At 65.5% G+C, this 16,222-nt stretch carries 3 protein-coding genes; all 3 read right to left on the reverse strand.

Features of this window, described 5'->3' with window-relative positions; all coding sequences use genetic code 11:
• Positions 1 to 117: 117 nt before the first annotated feature.
• Entirely contained in the window at positions 118 to 5,016 is a 4,899-nt protein-coding gene (locus HBN54_RS06060) for an InlB B-repeat-containing protein (RefSeq protein WP_168672241.1), read from the reverse strand.
• Between the two features lie 70 nt (positions 5,017 to 5,086).
• Positions 5,087 to 10,906, reverse strand: coding sequence for an InlB B-repeat-containing protein (locus HBN54_RS06065; protein ID WP_168672242.1), 5,820 nt, complete (start codon positions 10,904 to 10,906; stop codon positions 5,087 to 5,089).
• A 40-nt stretch (positions 10,907 to 10,946) separates the two neighbouring features.
• The gene (locus HBN54_RS06070; RefSeq protein WP_168672243.1) at positions 10,947 to 16,202 is read right to left on the reverse strand and encodes an InlB B-repeat-containing protein; all 5,256 of its coding nucleotides are present in this window, start codon (positions 16,200 to 16,202) and stop codon (positions 10,947 to 10,949) included.
• Between the last annotated feature and the right edge of the window lie 20 nt (positions 16,203 to 16,222).

A 16,222-nucleotide genomic window follows, 5' to 3' on the forward strand; every position in this document is an offset into this window, starting at 1 on the left:
CCGCAGCCCGGACCGGACCGCGAGGGTAAAGAGGATAAAGAGGATAAAAGACTATCCGATTCGAGAAGAAAATCATCATTCCGGCACTCCCCTGGCCGGCGGGGTACCAAGCCGCCATCACTGCCGCAGCAGCTTGAGCCGGGCGGCGGCGTGGTTATTTTCGAGGAGCAGGTAGTAGAGCCCGGCGGCATTGATTTCGTGGGTGAAATCGAGGCGCTGCACCGGGGCCTCGGCCGCGAGGGTACCGGTGGCCAGCGTGGCCCCCAAGGCCGTGAGCAGGCGGTAGTGCACCGCGCCCTGCAAGGCCTCGGGCAGGCGCAGGAAGAAGCGGCCGTCGGCCGAGGGGTTGGGGTAGGCGGTGGCCGTCTGAACGAGGCCTGCCCGGGCGGGCGTAGCAGCTGTAGCTGCCGCGACGCGGGCCGCCTGGTTGGTCACCGTGAAGCTGATGCTGAGCGGTGTGCCGGCCGTGCCGCCATTGTCGGCGGCCGTGTAGGGCGTGACGGTGAGCGTGTAGCTGCCCACGGCAATGGCCGGCGTCCAAGGGTTGTAGTCGCCGTTGGAATCGCCAAACAGCGCGTACGGGAGCAGGTTTTCGTTGTGGCTCACGGCTTGGGTGCCGCCCAGTACGAAGAGCACACTGCCCACCGTGGCCGGGCTGGTATTGGCCCGAATGGTGAGGTTGGGCGTGGGCAGGGTGGCCAGGTTCAGCACCGCGCCCGTGGTCAGGGCTTGCAGGTCGAGGTCGGTATCGGCGTTTATCAGGGTGAGGCTCGTTACCTGCGGGGCATTGGCGGTGAAGGTGGCGTTGATGGATTTATTGGCCGTCATGGTCACCGAGAGCGGGTTGACGGTGCCGGTGGCTCCGCCGCTCCAGCCGGTGAAGGCGTAGCCGACGGCCGGCGTGGCCGTAAGCGTCACCGTGCTGCCGCTCAGGTAGGTGCTTTGGTTGGGGCTTTTGGTGATGGTGCCGCTGCCAAACACGGCCGTGGTGAGCGTGTAGCTGGTGGTGGTGGCCACGAAAGTGGCCGTGATGGATTTGTTGGCCGTCATCGTCACCGAGAGCGGGTTGGCAGTGCTGGTAGCCGCGCCGCTCCAGCCATTGAACTTGTAGCCCGCCGCCGGCGTGGCCTGGAGGCTGACCGTAGACCCGCTGGCGTAGCTGGGCTGGTTGGGGGTTTTGGTTACGGTGCCACTGCCGCTGACAGCAACAGTGAGCGTGTAGGTGGCAGTAGCCGTGAAGGTGGCCGTGATGTTTTTATTGGCCGTCATCGTCACCGACAGCGGATTGGTGGTGCCCGTGGCATCGCCGCTCCAGCCCGTGAAGGCGAAGCCCGTCCCAGCCGTGGCCGTCAGGCTCACCGTGCTGCCGCTGGCGTAAGTGGCCTGGTTCGGGTTTTTCGTCACCGTGCCCGTACCCACGGTGCTGGTGGTTAGCGTGTAGGTAGTCGGGGACACGGCCGTGAAGGTGGCCGTGATGTTCTTATTGGCCGTCATCGTTACCGACAGCGGGTTGGTGGTGCCCGTGGCGTCGCCGCTCCAGCCACTGAACTGATAGCCTGCCCCAGCCGTGGCCGTGAGTGTCACGCTCGTGCCGCTGGCGTAGCTGGCCGCATCCGGATTCTTGGCCACTGTACCCGTGCCCACGGAACTTACCGCCAGCGTGTAGCTGGTGGGCGTAGTCGCCGTGAAGGTGGCCGTGATGTTTTTGTTGGCCGTCATTGTCACCGACAACGGATTGGCCGTGCCTGTGGCGTCGCCGCTCCAGCCCGTGAAGGTGAAGCCCGCCCCCGGCGTAGCCGTCAGGCTCACCGTGCTGCCACTGGCGTAACTAGCCGCATTCGGGTTTCTGGTCACCGTGCCCGTGCCCACGGTGCTGGTGGTTAGCGTGTAAGTGGTGCCCGCCTGGTCAATTACGCTGAAGCTGATGGTGAGCGGCGTACCGGCCGTGCCCCCGCCACTAGCGGCTGTGTAGGGCGTGGCCGTGAGCGAGTAGCTGCCCACCGCCGGCGTCCAGGCATTATACACCCCGCCATTGTCCGAAAACAGCGCGTAGGGCACCACCGTCTCGGTTTGGTTCTGAATCTGCGCCCCGCTGAGGGCAAACACCACGCTGCCCACGGTGCCCGGGTTGGTATTGGCCCGCACGTTGAGGTTGCGCGTGGGCAGCGTGGCAAGGTTCAGCGTTGTGCCGGCGGTCAGGAGCTGAATGTCGGCGTTTGTATCGGCGTTTATCAGCGTGTAGCTGGCCACGCTTTGTCCGGCCGTGGTGGCCGTGAAGGTGGCGGTGATGTTCTTGTTGGCATTCATCGTCACCGACAAGGGATTGGCCGTGCCGGTGGCCGCCCCGCTCCAGCCCGTGAAGGCGAACCCCGCCGCCGGCGTGGCCGTGAGCGTCACGCTCGTGCCATTGGCGTAGGTAGCTTGGTTTGGACTTTTAGTAATGGTGCCGCTGCCAAACACGGCCGTGGTGAGCGTGAACGGCCCCGGCGTGCCACTGTCCGTGACCGAAAAGCTGATGGACAGGGCCGCGCCCGGCGTGCCGCTGCCGCCGCTGCCCGAGTAAGGCGTGGCCAGCAGCGTGTAGTTGCCCACGGGCGGCGTCCAGGGGTTGTAGTCGCCATTTACATCGCTGAACAGCGCGTAGGGCACCACCGATTCGGTCTGGTTCTGGGTCTGGGCTCCGCTCAGGGCAAACACCACGCTGCCGGTGGTGCCGGGGTTGGCATTGGCCCGGATGTTCAGGTTGCGGGTGGGCAGCGTGGCCAGGTTCAGGATGGCCCCGTTGGTGAGGGCCTGGATGTCCACGTCGGCATCGGCATCCACCAGGGTGAAGCTGGTGGCGTTGCAGTTGGGGTCGAGGCGCACTTCTTTGGTCGTGGCCAGGCCGCCGGCATCGGTCACGGTGAGCAGGATGCGGTAGTAGTAGGTTTCGGCCCCGCAGCCGTAGGGCACAATGATGGTGCTGGTCTGGCGGGTGGTGTCCACGGGGTCGGGGTGCTCGTGGCTGGCGTGGTGCAGAATGGTCTGCCACTGGTAGCTGAGCAAGTGGCCGCTCTGCTCATTGTCGACCACAGTGGCCCGCAGCTGGTAGGTGGTGTTGCCCGTGAGCGGGTACACCGTGCCGGCCGCCGGACTGGTAATGGTGACCTGCGGCGGGGTGTTATTGGCCGAAATCGTCAGCGACGCTTGGTTGCTCAGGCCTTGCGCGTTGGTCACGGTGAGCGTGACGGTGTAGTTGGCAGGGGCCGCAGTGGGCGGCGAGAACGTGTGGCTGGGGTTGGCCGCCGCGCTGGGGGCGGTGCCATCGCCGAAATTCCAGCTGTAGGTGAGCGGGCTACCGTTGGGGTCGGTCGAATTGCTGCCGGTGAGCTGCACCGTGAGCGGGCCGGGGCCGTAGGTTTTGTTGGACGTAGCCACCGCCACCGGCGGGCTGGCCGTGGTCACGTAGCTGATTTTGCGGATTTCCGAAGGGTAAAAGTTGACGTAGAACAGGCCCGTTTCGCCGGGACTGGTGGCGAAGGCCACGGGCACCGCTCCGCCAGGCACAAAATCACCCACCGCGCTGGGCTGGTTGCTGCTGTTCACGGTCAGGTTGCGAATCCAGCCGCCCACGTAATCACCGAAAAAGTAGGTATTCCGGTACTGCACCGGGAAATCGGCATACGGATAAAACACCCCGCCCGTGGACGCGCTGCCCCCAAACTGCGAGCCCGCCACCGGCGAGCCCGCCGCGCCCAGGTTGCTGGTAGTGGCCGTGCTGCCGCTAAAGGTGCCCGTGCGCGACGGCCCCGCCCCGTGCCCCCAATCGACCAGCGGCCGGACGTGCACGAAGGTGGGAATGCTGCCCGGCACGGTCTGGCCCGTGTTGCAGGAATTGGGAAAGGTGGCCGTGCCCGTGGGCGTGGCCTGCTTGATGAGGTCCTGGAAGTAGAAAAACTGCTTGGTGCAGCCACCCGTGTTGTAGAGCGGGTTGGGCGCGTCGCGGTTGTACACGTTCGAGGTGGTGAAGGCGTCGTAGGCCGTCAGGCCCTCAAACAGCGGCCACCCGAAGTTCTGGCGTGGGCCGGTCACCACATCTACTTCTTCCCAGCTGGCCGCGCCCACGTCGCCCAGGTAAATGGTGCCGGGGTTGCCCACCGAGGGGTCGGTACTGCCCGTGCCGGGCTTGATGCTCACCCGAAACGGGTTGCGCAGGCCCAGGGCCCACACTTTGGAGCGGGGCGCGCCGGGGTTGGCGGCGTCGTAATACGGGTTGCTGGCCACGCCATTGCCGTTGCTGGGGTCGATGCGCAGGATTTTGCCGTTGTAGCAGTCCACCAGCTGGGCGCGCAGCGAGCCCACGTCCTCCTTGGCCGTGATGATGCCATCGGCCAGGGCCTGAGGGGCGTAAGAGGCCGTCCAGGCCCCGAAATCGGGGTACGGGTGGGCGCCGTCGCCCGTCACCACCAGTAACGTGCCATCGGTGCCAAACTGCAGGGCCGCCGTGACGTGGCCGTTGAAGGTAGAGGGGATGCCGTTGGTTTTGCTAGTCCCAATGAGGATTTTGCGGCTGGCTGGGTTCACGGTGTAGCCCGTGCCGCTGGGCGTAGCCGTGTAGCGGGTGAGCCGGCCAATGGTGGCGCTGTAGTAGTCGTTGGCCGTGGCGCTGTAGCTGGCCGTGCCGAAGTTTATCAGGTAGTGCCGGTCTACCACGTACAGCAGGTACATGTAGCCGTTGGCATCAAAGTTCGGGTCGAGGGCAAAGCCCAGCAGGCCCTGGTCCTCCCAGGCCCCCACTTCGGGCGAAATATCAATCAGCTGCTGGCGCTGGCCGTTCACCACCACCCAAACTTTGCCGGGCCGCTCCCACACAAACATCTTGCTGCCGCTGCTATTGAAAGTCAGCCCCACTGCCTCGTTCCAACCCGAGGACACGACGGTGGACGTGAAGCCCGTGGGCGGCGTCTGGGCCTCCACACCGCCACAACACCAAACCAGCAAAAAAGCCAGCAGGAAACCAGTGAGGGAAGATTTCATGGCGATGAGAAAAATGAGTTTGCAGAAAAAAGCAGGTAAATAAGGCTGGCCCGACTGGCAAAAGCCGGGGCTACTGGCGCACGAGCTTGAGCCGGGCGGTGTGCTTGCCGTCGTCGAGCAGCAGGTAGCTCAGGCTGGTGCCCGAGAGCGGCTGGGCAAAGTCCAGCTCGGCCGCCTGCGCCCCCGCTGGCAGCGTGCCGCTGGCCAGCGTGGCCCCCAGCACCGAAATCAGCCGGTAGCGCACCGGGCCCCCGAAGGTGGCCGGCAGCAGCAGCCGGAAGTGCCCGTTGGGCGACGGGTTAGGGTACGCCACCGCCAGGGCCACCCCGGACGCACTGCCACTGGCCGCCGTTACCCGCGCGGCCTGGTCGCTCACGCTGAAGCTGATGGTGAGCGCCGCCCCCGCCGTGCCCCCGCCCCCGCCGCCCGTGTAGGGCCGGGCCGTGAGCGTGTAGCTGCCCACCGCCGGCGTCCACGGGTTGTAGGTACCTGCCCCGTTGTCGCCGAACAGCGCGTACGGCGCCACCGACTCGGTCTGGCTGCGCGTGGCCGCCCCGCTCAGCGTGAGCACCACGCTGCCCACCGTGGCCGGGCTGGTCGTGGCCCGCACGTTGAGGTTGCGCGAGGGCAGCGTGGCCAGGTTCAGCGCCGCCCCCGTGGTCAGGGCCTGGATGTCGGTGCCGGTGCTCGCGTTCACCAGCACGAAGCCCGTGAGCTGCGGCCCGCCCGAACTCGCCGTGAACGTGGCCGTGATGGTCTTGTTGGCCGTCATCGTCACTGCCAGCGGGTTGGCGCTGCCCGTGGCATCGCCGCTCCAGCCCGTGAAGGTGTAGCCCGCCCCGGCCGTGGCCGTCAGGCTCACCGTGCTACCGCTGGCGTAAGTGGCGGCATTCGGGCTTTTGGTCACCGTGCCCGTGCCCACCGTACTAGTGGTTAGCGTGTAAGTGGCCGGAGCCACGGCCGTGAAGGTGGCCGTGATGTTCTTGTTGGCGTTCATCGTCACGGCGAGGGGGTTGGCCGTGCCCGTGGCATCGCCGCTCCAGCCGCTGAACTGATAACCCGCGCCGGCCGTGGCCGTCAGGCTCACCGTACTGCCGCTGGCGTAAGTGGCCGCATTCGGGCTTTTGGTCACTGTGCCCGTACCCACGGTGCTGGTGGCCAGCGTGTAGGTGGTGGGCGTGCTGCCAGTGGTTACGGTGAAGGTTATTGCCAGTGGCGTGCCGGCTGTGCCCCCGCCGCTGGCCGCCGTGTAGGGCCGGGCGGTGAGATTATAGCTACCAACTGCGGGCGTCCAGGAATTATACACGCCCGCGCCGTTGTCTCCAAACAACGCATACGGGGCACCCGATTCGGTTTGATTCTGGGTCTGAGTGCCGCTGAGGGCTAACACCACGCTGCCTACGGTAGCCGGATTGGTATTGGCCCGGATGTTCAGGCGGGAGGTGGGCAAGGCGGACAGATTGAGCGTCGCGCCGCTGGTCAGCGTTTGAATGTCGGTGTTCGTGTCGGCGTTTATCAGCGTGTAGCTCATGACGCTCTGCCCGGCCGGAAGGGCCGTGAAAGTGGCCGTGATGGATTTATTTCCATTCATCGTCACTGATAGCGGGTTGGTGGAGCCCGTGGCATCGCCGCTCCAGCCACTGAACTGATAGCCCGCCCCGGCTGTAGCCGTGAGCGTCACGCTCGTGCCGCTGGCGTAGCTGGCCGCGTCCGGATTCTTGGTCACCGTGCCCGTGCCTACGGAACTTACCGCCAGCGTATAGCTGGTGGGCGTAATGGCCGTGAAGGTGGCCGTGATGTTCTTGTTGGCGTTCATCGTCACCGAAAGCGGATTGGCCGTGCCGGTGGCATCGCCGCTCCAGCCCGTGAAGGTGAAACCCGCGCCGGCCGTGGCCGTCAGGCTCACCGTGCTGCCACTCGCGTAAGTGGCGGTGTTCGGGCTTTTGGTCACCGTGCCGGTGCCCACGGTGCTGGTGGCCAGCGTGAATGGGCCGGTAGCCGTCTGGTTGACTACACTGAACGAGAGGCTGAGCGGCGTACCGGCCGTGCCCCCGCCGCTGGCGGCGCTGTAGGGCGTGGCCAGCAGCGTGTAGCTGCCCACCGCCGGCGTCCAGGGGTTGTAGGTACCCGCGCCGTTATCGCCGAACAGGGCATACGGGGCCACCGATTCGGTCTGGTTCTGGGTTTGGGCACCGCTCAGGGCCAGTACCACGCTGCCCACCGGGGCGGGGCCGGGGTTGGCCCGTACGTTGAGGCTGGTGCTGGGCAGCGTAGCCAAGTTCAGGGTCGCGCCGGCGGTCAGGGGTTGGATGTCGGCCCCGGTACTGGCATTTACCAGCGTGAAGCTCACGACCTGCGGGCCGGTGGACACGGCCGGATTCACCGTGATGGTGGCCTGGGCGGTACCGGTGGCGTTGCCGTTATCGGTCACGGTGAGGCGGAACACGTAGCTGCCGGCCGCCAGGCCGCTGGCCGTGAGCGTGGCCGTGGCGGCCCCGCTCAGGGTGGCCGTATTGGGGCCGCTCAGCTGCGTCCAGGCGTAGGCAGTGATGGTGCCATCGTCGGTTCCCGAGCCACTGAGCACGACGCTATTGGTGGGCAAGGTAATGGTCTGGTTCGGGCCGGCATTGGCCACGGGCGGGGCATTGGTGCTGGAGCCGTTGTTGCTGGCGTTGGGGGTGGGCACGGCAAAGCTCACGAACGTGGCCGCACCGTCCTGCACCCGGCCCATCGACACGTCGGCCGCCTGCGCGCCGAAGGTGTAGGTATCCAGGGCGGTTACGGTGGTGCCGTTGGGCTGGTACAAGCCTATCTGCTCGCCGCTGGCGCTCAGCTTGAAGCCGACGTGCAGCACGCCCTGGGCCACCGCCTGGTCATCGGCCCACAGCAGCAGGAAGCCCTTGGCCGGAATGGTGGTAAGGGCCGGGTTGGTGGTCGGAATCTGGAATTTGCCGGGGTTGGTCAGGGCATCGGTAAGGTAGAGCCCGCCGACATCAACGGGCTGGTTGCCGGCATTATACAGCTCAATCCAGTCATCAAACTCGCCAAACTCATCGGCCAGCTTGGTGTTGCTGGCCATAAATTCGTTGATAAAAATGCCCGTAATGGCCGGCACTGTGTTGGTAGCGCCCGGCGTGGGACTGGCAAAGGCCTTGAACTGCGCACTGGCATCGGGGTAGCGGCCCCGCGAAACGTCGGCCACCTGCGCACCGTAGCGCGTGGAGTCGATGATGGAAACATCGGGCCCCACGATGTCGGCCAGGCCGATTTGGCCGCCGCCCGCGTTCAGCGCGAAGCCCGCGTGCAGCACGCCCTGCGCGGGCTGGTTATCGGCCCACAGCAGCAGGTGGCTCTTGGCCGGAATGGTGGTGAGGGCCGGGCTGGTGGTGGGAATTCGGTAGAAGGCGGGGTTGCCGAGGGTGTTGGTGAGGTAGAGGCCGCCGATATCGACGGGCGTGGGGTTGTTGTTGTACACCTCAATCCAGGGGTCGTGCTCGCCGGCCGGGTCCGTAACGGACGTCTGGTTCACGGCCATCAACTCGTTGATGAACAGGCCGGATTTGAAGTTGATGACGTTGGCGCTGCCGGGCGTGGCGGCGGTAAACGTCCGGAATGTGGGGCTGCCGTCCGGGAAGCGGCCGGTCGATACATCATCGGCCTGCGCCCCAAAGGTGTAGGAATCCAGGGCGGTGGGCGTGGTGCCTATCATCTGGGAAAGGCCAATGGCTTCGCCGCTCTTGCTCAGGCTCAGGTTGAGGTGCAGCGGGCCCTGCGCGGGCTGGCTGTCGGCCCACAGCAGCAGGTAGCCTTTGGCCGGAATGGTGGTGAGGGCCGAGTTAGTGGTCGGAATCTGAAACTTGGTGAGGTTGGTGAGCAAATCGGTGACGTAGAGCCCGCCGATGTTCACGGGCTGGGTGCCCGAATTGTAAATCTCAATCCAGTCATCAAACTCGCCAAACTCATCGGCCAGCTTGGTGTTGCTGGCCATAAACTCATTGATAAACAAGCCGGCAATCTGGCCCGAAATCGTGAACGGGGATTCGTGCAGCGGGCTCCAGGCGCTGCCGCTGCGCACGCGCGCCTTCACGCTCACGCTGCCCGAAATGGCCACCGGGCCGGTGTAGGCCACCGCGCCGGCGGCCACGGCCCCGCCGGCGGCCTCGGGGTCGGTGCCATCGGTGGTGTAGTAGGTGGTGCCCCCGGCGTTGGGGTTGGCGATGGTGAGCTGGAAGCCGGGGGCCACCGCGCCGCCCTCCTGGCTAAAAGTGGGCGGCGCCAGCGAAGGATAATAGCCCTGGGCCGTTAGCGCCGCGATAAAGCGGCTCACGTTGCCGTTCATCAGGCCGTCCACGCGGTTTACTTCGGGGGTCCAGTGGCCGTTTTTGGTGCGCGTGGTGCCGTCGGCCAGCGCATCGCCCCAGCGCGCCGACTCGTCCACGATGGCCGTGCTGATGTAGCTGTTCACCGCCGCCCAGCGGGCGCGGGAGGCCGCATCGGTGAGGCCGCCGGTATTGAAGCAGCTCCGGTACACGCGGTCGGCAAAGAGCTGCATGAAATCGGGGTTGCGGCGGGCGGCGTGCCATATTTTGGCCAGGGTGCTCGTTCCGGTGGTGTTGTTTAGGAACTCGGGGTGCACCCACGCGCCCAGGTTCGAGCCGTTGGTGGTGTCCCACGACCATTCGCAGTCCCAGGTGTTGTACCAGAACGGGCTGGGGGGTACGTTGCGGTTGCCGCCCTGGAAGTTGTTGCCGGGCCAGTCGGTCATGCCGGTTATCCAGGTCACTATCAGGTAGTCGCAGAAGCGGCTCACGTCCAGGTACTGCTTCAGCTGGGCGTAGTTGGCCGGCACGCTCAGGTCCTGGTTGATGAGGGTGGTGGTGAGGTAGTTGAACCGGGTGGCGTCGCCGCTGCGGATGCCGTCGGGGTCCAGCGCCATCCAGTCGGCGTAGCTGCCGCCGTAGTAGTTGGCCAGCATGCCGGCATCGGTGCGCTCGGCAGGGTTATAAAGCCCCCAATACAAGCCGTTTACGTAGAGATGCACGAACGTACCCCGGCCGCCCACGCCCGAAATGGCCTGCTGGGTTTGCCGGTACCACTCGTCGCGGGTGTAGGCGGTTCGGTCGGGGTTCCAGTTGCGGGCCCAGGAGCGGTTGTTGCCCGCCCGCAGCACAATCTTGGTGTCTTTAAACGTATTGGCTACGGTAGCCGTGTTGAAGGGCGCTTTCCGAAACAGGTTGGTAGTAGCGGTGGTGGCAAACGACAGGCTCATCGAGCGTTTTAGCCGGTCGTGGCTATGGGGCTCCAGGCTGCAGTCGAACTGCTCCCGGGTACCATCGGGGTACAGCATCTCCACCGAGGTGGGGTGCTTGGTTTCGCCATCGTACAGGTCCCAGAAATCGGCCTTGCTCAGCACCAGCGACATGGTGGGGATGGACAGCAGCCCCGCACGCACCTGGCCGCTGTAGGCCGGGTCGTTCACCACGTTGGGGTCCATTTCGTAGTCGTGCACGGCGGTGGCCGTGCCCGCGCCCACGGGGTAGGTATTGTTGGGCCAGCCCGCAATGTTTTTGGGCTGCTGCATCACATCATTCAGGAAAAAGTACGAGTGCGTGGCTACCGGCGTGGTGGCCGCGCCACTGTAGGCCAGGGCGCGCACCACGCTGGTCGTGGCCACCGCTATGCTCCCCGCATACACGGTGCCCACCACCGCGGTAGGGGCCGAGCCATCGGTGGTGTACCGGATGGTGCCGCCCGCCAGGCTGGTGCTCAGCGTGAGCTGGAAGGGGGTATCGTAAAAGCCCCGGGTGGTGGAGAAAGTCACGCTCTGGCCAATCCCCACCTTGGGAAACGCCAACAGAACGAACAGGAAAATGCAGAGTATGCTTTTCATGGCCTTGGGGATTTACCGGATGAATGGAAGGGCAGTGCGCTTACTGGCGCACGAGCTTGAGCCGGGCGGTGTGCTTGCCGTCGTCGAGCAGCAGGTAGCTCAGGCTGGTGCCCGAGAGCGGCTGGGCAAAGTCCAGCTCGGCCGCCTGCGCCCCCGCCGGCAGCGTGCCGCTGGCCAGCGTGGCCCCCAGCACCGAAATCAGCCGGTAGCGCACCGCCCCGCTGAACGTGGCCGGCAGCAGCAGCCGGAAGTGCCCGTTGGGCGATGGGTTGGGGTAAGCCACGGCCAGGGCCGGGGTCGGCTCGGGGGTATTCGCTGCCAGCGTTTGGCTCGCGGTCCTGGCAGCCGGTGGGGCGCTGGTTTGCTGCCAGAGCTCCACGCCCGAGAAGTTAGGCCAGCCGCCGCTGCTGGTGAAGGCTACTGAGCCCGTGGTTGCCAGCGTCACGGTGTAAGGCCCCAGCCGCGACCAGGTGCCGGCCGGGCCGGTGCTGTAGTTGCTCAGCTTCACCTGCCCGTTCAGGGATAACGTAATGACTTCAGGGCTGTTGTCTTCCCACACATATAGGTAGGCCTGGTAGGTAGCGGCCGGCACCGCCGAGAGCGTCACGCTCAGGCCCGGGCCAAACACTGCTGCCCGAATCATGCCCGCCCGCGTGGCGTCGGTGGCTGGAATGAGCGTCAAGGCTTGGTTCTGAAAGGCCGAGCCGTTGGTGGAATAATTGGCCGCCGTGCTCCCGCCCCAGGCGTTGCCATCCAGCGTGAGGGCTGGTCCGCCCAGGTTGATGGCCCGGTAAAAAGTGTAGCCCCCGCCCGAGGTGGCCGTGAACGTGGCCGTGATGTTCTTGTTCCCGCTCATCGTTACCGACAAGGGGTTGGCCGTGCCGGTGGCATCGCCGCTCCAGCCCGTGAAGGCGAAGCCCGCCCCCGGCGTGGCCGTCAGGCTCACCGTGCTGCCGCTAGCGTAGGAGGCGGCATTCGGGTTTTTGGTCACCGTGCCCGTGCCCACCGTACTAGTGGTTAGCGTGTAGCTCGTGGTCGGGGTGGCCGTGAAGGTGGCCGTGATGGTCTTGTTACCGTTCATCGTCACCGACAGCGGATTGGTGCTGCCCGTGGCGTCGCCGCTCCAGCCGCTGAACTGATAACCCGCCCCGGCCGTGGCCGTCAGGCTCACTGTGGAGCCGCTGGCGTAGGAAGCCGCATTCGGGCTTTTCGTCACCGTGCCCGTACCCACGGTGGCAGTAGTCAGCGTGTAGGCAGTGCCCGCCTGGTCAATCACGCTGAAGCTGATGGTGAGTGGCGTGCCGGCCGTGCCCCCGCCGCTGGCGGCCGTGTAGGGTGTGGCCGTGAGCGAGTAGCTGCCCACCGCCGGCGTCCAGGAATTATACGCCCCGCCACTGTCCGAAAACAGCGCGTAAGGCACGACCGACTCAGTCTGGTTCTGCGTGTCTGCGCCGCTGAGGGTGAATACCACGCTGCCCACGGTGCCCGGGTTGGTATTGGCCCGCACGTTGAGGTTGCGCGTGGGCAGCGTGGCCAGGTTCAGGGTGGTGCCGGCGGCCAGGGGCTGAATGTCGCCATTCGTATCGGCATTTATCAGCGTGTAGCTCGTCACGCTTTGCCCGGCCGGCAGGGCCGTGAAAGTGGCTGTGATGTTCTTGTTGGCATTCATTGTCACCGACAAGGGATTAGCAGTGCCCGAGGCGTCGCCGCTCCAGCCACTGAACTGGTAGCCCGCCCCTGGCGTAGCCGTCAGGCTCACCGTGCTGCCGCTGGTATAATTGGCCTGGTCCGGATTCTTGGCCACCGTACCCGCGCCCACCACATTGGTGTTGAGGGTATAAGTAGCCGAGGCTACGACCGTGAAAGTGGCGGTGATATTCTTGTTGGCCGTTATTGTCACCGACAAAGGATTGGCCGTACCCGAGGCATCACCGCTCCAGCCGCTAAACTGGTAGCCGGCAGCTGGGGTGGCCGTCAGGCTCACCGTGCTGCCACTGGTGTAGGTGGCCGCGTTCGGGTTTTTCGTCACGGTGCCGCTGCCTACCGTGCCGGTAGTCAGGGTGTAGCTGGTGGGCGTGCCGCCGGTTTGCTGCCAGAGCTCCATGCCCGAAAAATTGGGCCAACCGCCGGTGCTGGTAAACTGCACCGTGCCCGTGGCTGCCAGCGTCACATTGTAGGGCCCCAGGCGGTTCCAGGTACCGGCGGGTCCGGTGCTGTAGTTGCTCAGCTTCACCTGCCCGTTTAGCGACAGGTTGATTACCTCGGGACCACTGTCTTCCCACACATACAGGTAGGCTTGGTAAGTACCGGCGGGCACCGCCGAGATGCCGACGCTCAGGTCGGGACCGAAAACGGCCTGCCGAATCATACCCGCGCGTACGGCATCGGTGGTGGGCACCAGTGCCACGGCCTGGTTCTCAAACTCGGAGCCGTTGGTAGCATAGTTGGCCGCCGTGGAGCCGCCCCAGGCGTTGCCGTCCAGCGTGAGGGCCGGCCCGCCCAGGTTGATGGCCCGGTAAAAGGTATAGCCGCCCCCGCCCGAAATAGCCGTGAAGGTGGCCGTGATGGATTTATCAGCCGTCATCGTCACCGCCAGGGGGTTGGTGCTGCCGCTGGCATCGCCGCTCCAGCCCGCGAAGGTGAAGCCCGCCCCCGGCGTGGCCGTCAGGCTCACCGTGCTGCCGCTGGCATAGGTGGCGGCATTGGGGTTTTTCGTCACCGTGCCGGTGCCCACCGTGGCCGTAGTGAGCGCAAACGGCCCCGGGGCGTTGGAATCCGTCACCGTGAAGCTCACGGTGAGGGGTGGGCGGGCGGTGCCACTGCCATTGGCCCCGCTGTAGCCCGTGGCCGTGAGCTGGTAGTTGCCCACCGGCGGCGTCCAGGAGTTGTAATCGCCGTTCACGTCCAGGAACAGCGCGAAGGGTGCCGCGTTATCGGTCACGGCCTGGGTTTGCGGGCCGGTGAGTGAAAACACCATGCTGCCGGTAGTGGCCGGGTCGGCATTGGCCCGGATGTTCAGGTGGCGGGTAGGCAGCGTGGCCAGGTTGAGAATAGCCCCGTTGGTCAGGGGCTGAATGTCGGCGTCGGAAGCGGCGTCGGCATCAACGAGCGTGAAGCTGGGCGTGGTGCAGTCGGGGTCGAGGCGCACCTGCTGGGTGGTCGAGAGCCCGCCGGCATCGGTCACGGTCAGGGCAACGGTGTAGTAGTAGGTTTCGGCCCCGCAGCCGTAGGGGCCCACAATGGTGCTGGTCTGGCGGGTGGTGTCCACGGGGTCGGGGTGCAGGTGCGTGAGGTGGTGCAGCACCGTTTGCCACTTATAGAATAGCAGGTGGCCGCTCTGCTCGGCATCGACCACGGTGGCGCGCAGCTGGTAGGTGGTGTTGCCCGTGAGCGGGTACACCGTGCCGGCCGCCGGACTGGTAATGGTGACCTGCGGCGGGGTATTATTGGCCGAAATCGACAGCGAAGCCTGGTTGCTCAGGCCCTGGGCATTGGTCACGGTGAGCGTGACGCTATAGTTGGTGGCGGCCGCAGTAGCCGGCGAGAACGTGTGGCTGGGATTGGCCGCCGCGCTGGGGGCCGTGCCATCGCCGAAGTTCCAGCTGTAGGTCAGCGGGCTGCCGTTGGGGTCGGTCGAATTGCTGCCGGTGAACTGCACCGTGAGCGGGCCGGGGCCGTAGGTTTTGCTGGACGTAGCCACCGCCACCGGCGGGCTGGCCGTGGTCACGTAGCTGATTTTGCGGATTTCCGAAGGGTAGAAATTGACATAGAACAGACCCGTCTCGCCGGGGCTGGTGCCAAAAAATACCGGTACGGCCCCAGTATCCACGAAGCTGCGCACCGCGCTGGGCTGGTTGCTGCTGTTCACGGTCATGCTCTTAATCCAGCCGCCCACGTAGTCCCCAAAAAAGTAGGAGTTGGCGTACGGGGCCGGAAAGTCGCTGTAGGGATAAAACACCCCGCCCGTCACCGAATTGCCCCCAAACTGTGCCCCGCTCACCGGCGAGCCCGCCGCCCCGATGTTTGCCGTGGTGGGCGTACTGCCGCTGAAGGTGCCCGTGCGCGACGGCCCCGGCCCGTGGCCCCAGTCGATGAGGGGCCGGGTGTGCACAAACGTGGGAATGCTGGCCGGCACGGATTGCGCCGTATTGCACGAGTTGCTGAACGTGGCCGTGCCGCTCGGCGTGGCCGGCTTCAGCAGGTCCTGGAAGTAGAAAAACTGCTTGGTGCAGCCGCCCGTGTTGTAAAGCGGGTTGGGCGCGTCGCGGTTGTACACGGTCGAGTTGCTGAACGCCGGATAGGGCGTCAGGCCCTCAAACAGTGGCCAGCCCAGGTTCACGCGGGCGCGGTCCACCACCGTTATTTCTTCCCAGGTGGAGGCACCCACCATGCCCACGTAGAGCGTGCCGGGGTTGCCCTGGGCGGGGTCGGGGTTGCCGGTGCCGGGCCGCAGGCTCATACGGAAGGGCGTGCGCAGGCCCAGGGTCCAGACTTTGGAGCGGGCCGCGCCGGGGTTGGCAGCGTCATAGAAGGGGTTGCTGGCCACGCCGTTGCCGGTGGCGGGGTCCAGGCGCAGGATTTTACCACTTAGGCAGTCTACCAGCTGGGCGCGCAGGGCACCCACGTTTTCCTTGGCGGAGATGATGCCATCGGCCAACGCCTCCGCGTAGTACGTTTCGTTGTAGCTGCCTAAATCCGGCGCCCAGTGGGCCCCGTCACCGGTCGAGACCAGTAGCGTGCCATCGGTGCCAAACACCAGCGAGCCGGTGCAGTGGCCGTCGTGGGTCGAGGGAATGCCCGTGGACTTGGTGGCCCCGAGCAGTATTTTGCGGCTGGCCGGGTTCACGGTGTAGCCCGTGCCGCTGGGCGTGGCCGTATAGCGCGTGATGCGGCCAATGGTGGCGCTGTAGTAGTCGTTGGCCGTGGCGCTGTAGCTGGCCGTGCCGAAGTTTATCAGGTAGTGCCGGTCTACCACGTACAGCAGGTACATGTAGCCGTTGGCATCAAAGTTCGGGTCGAGGGCAAAGCCCAGCAGGCCCTGGTCCTCCCAGGCCCCCACTTCGGGCGAAATATCAATCAGCTGCTGGCGCTGGCCGTTCACCACCACCCAAACCTTGCCCGGCCGCTCCCAGACAAACATCTTATTCCCGCTGCTATTGAAGGTAAAGCCTACCGCTTCGTTCCAGCCTGCGGAAACGACAGTGGACGTGAAGCCTGTGGGCGGCGTCTGGGCCTGCACCTGCGCGTTGCCTAGCAGCAGCAATGCGCAGAGAATGGCGGTAAAAATATTTTTCATGACGGAAAGGGTGCAATTGC

The sequence above is a fragment of the Hymenobacter artigasi genome, assembly GCF_012275535.1.
In the GTDB taxonomy this organism is placed as follows: Bacteria; Bacteroidota; Bacteroidia; order Cytophagales; family Hymenobacteraceae; genus Hymenobacter; species Hymenobacter artigasi.

Bases quoted from the DNA above. Each gene is read 5' to 3' on its own strand.
- HBN54_RS06060 (WP_168672241.1), bottom strand. From the start codon at position 5,016: ATGAAATCTTCCCTCACTGGTTTCCTGCTGGCTTTTTTGCTGGTTTGG.
- HBN54_RS06065 (WP_168672242.1), bottom strand. From the start codon at position 10,906: ATGAAAAGCATACTCTGCATTTTCCTGTTCGTTCTGTTGGCGTTTCCC.
- HBN54_RS06070 (WP_168672243.1), bottom strand. From the start codon at position 16,202: ATGAAAAATATTTTTACCGCCATTCTCTGCGCATTGCTGCTGCTAGGC.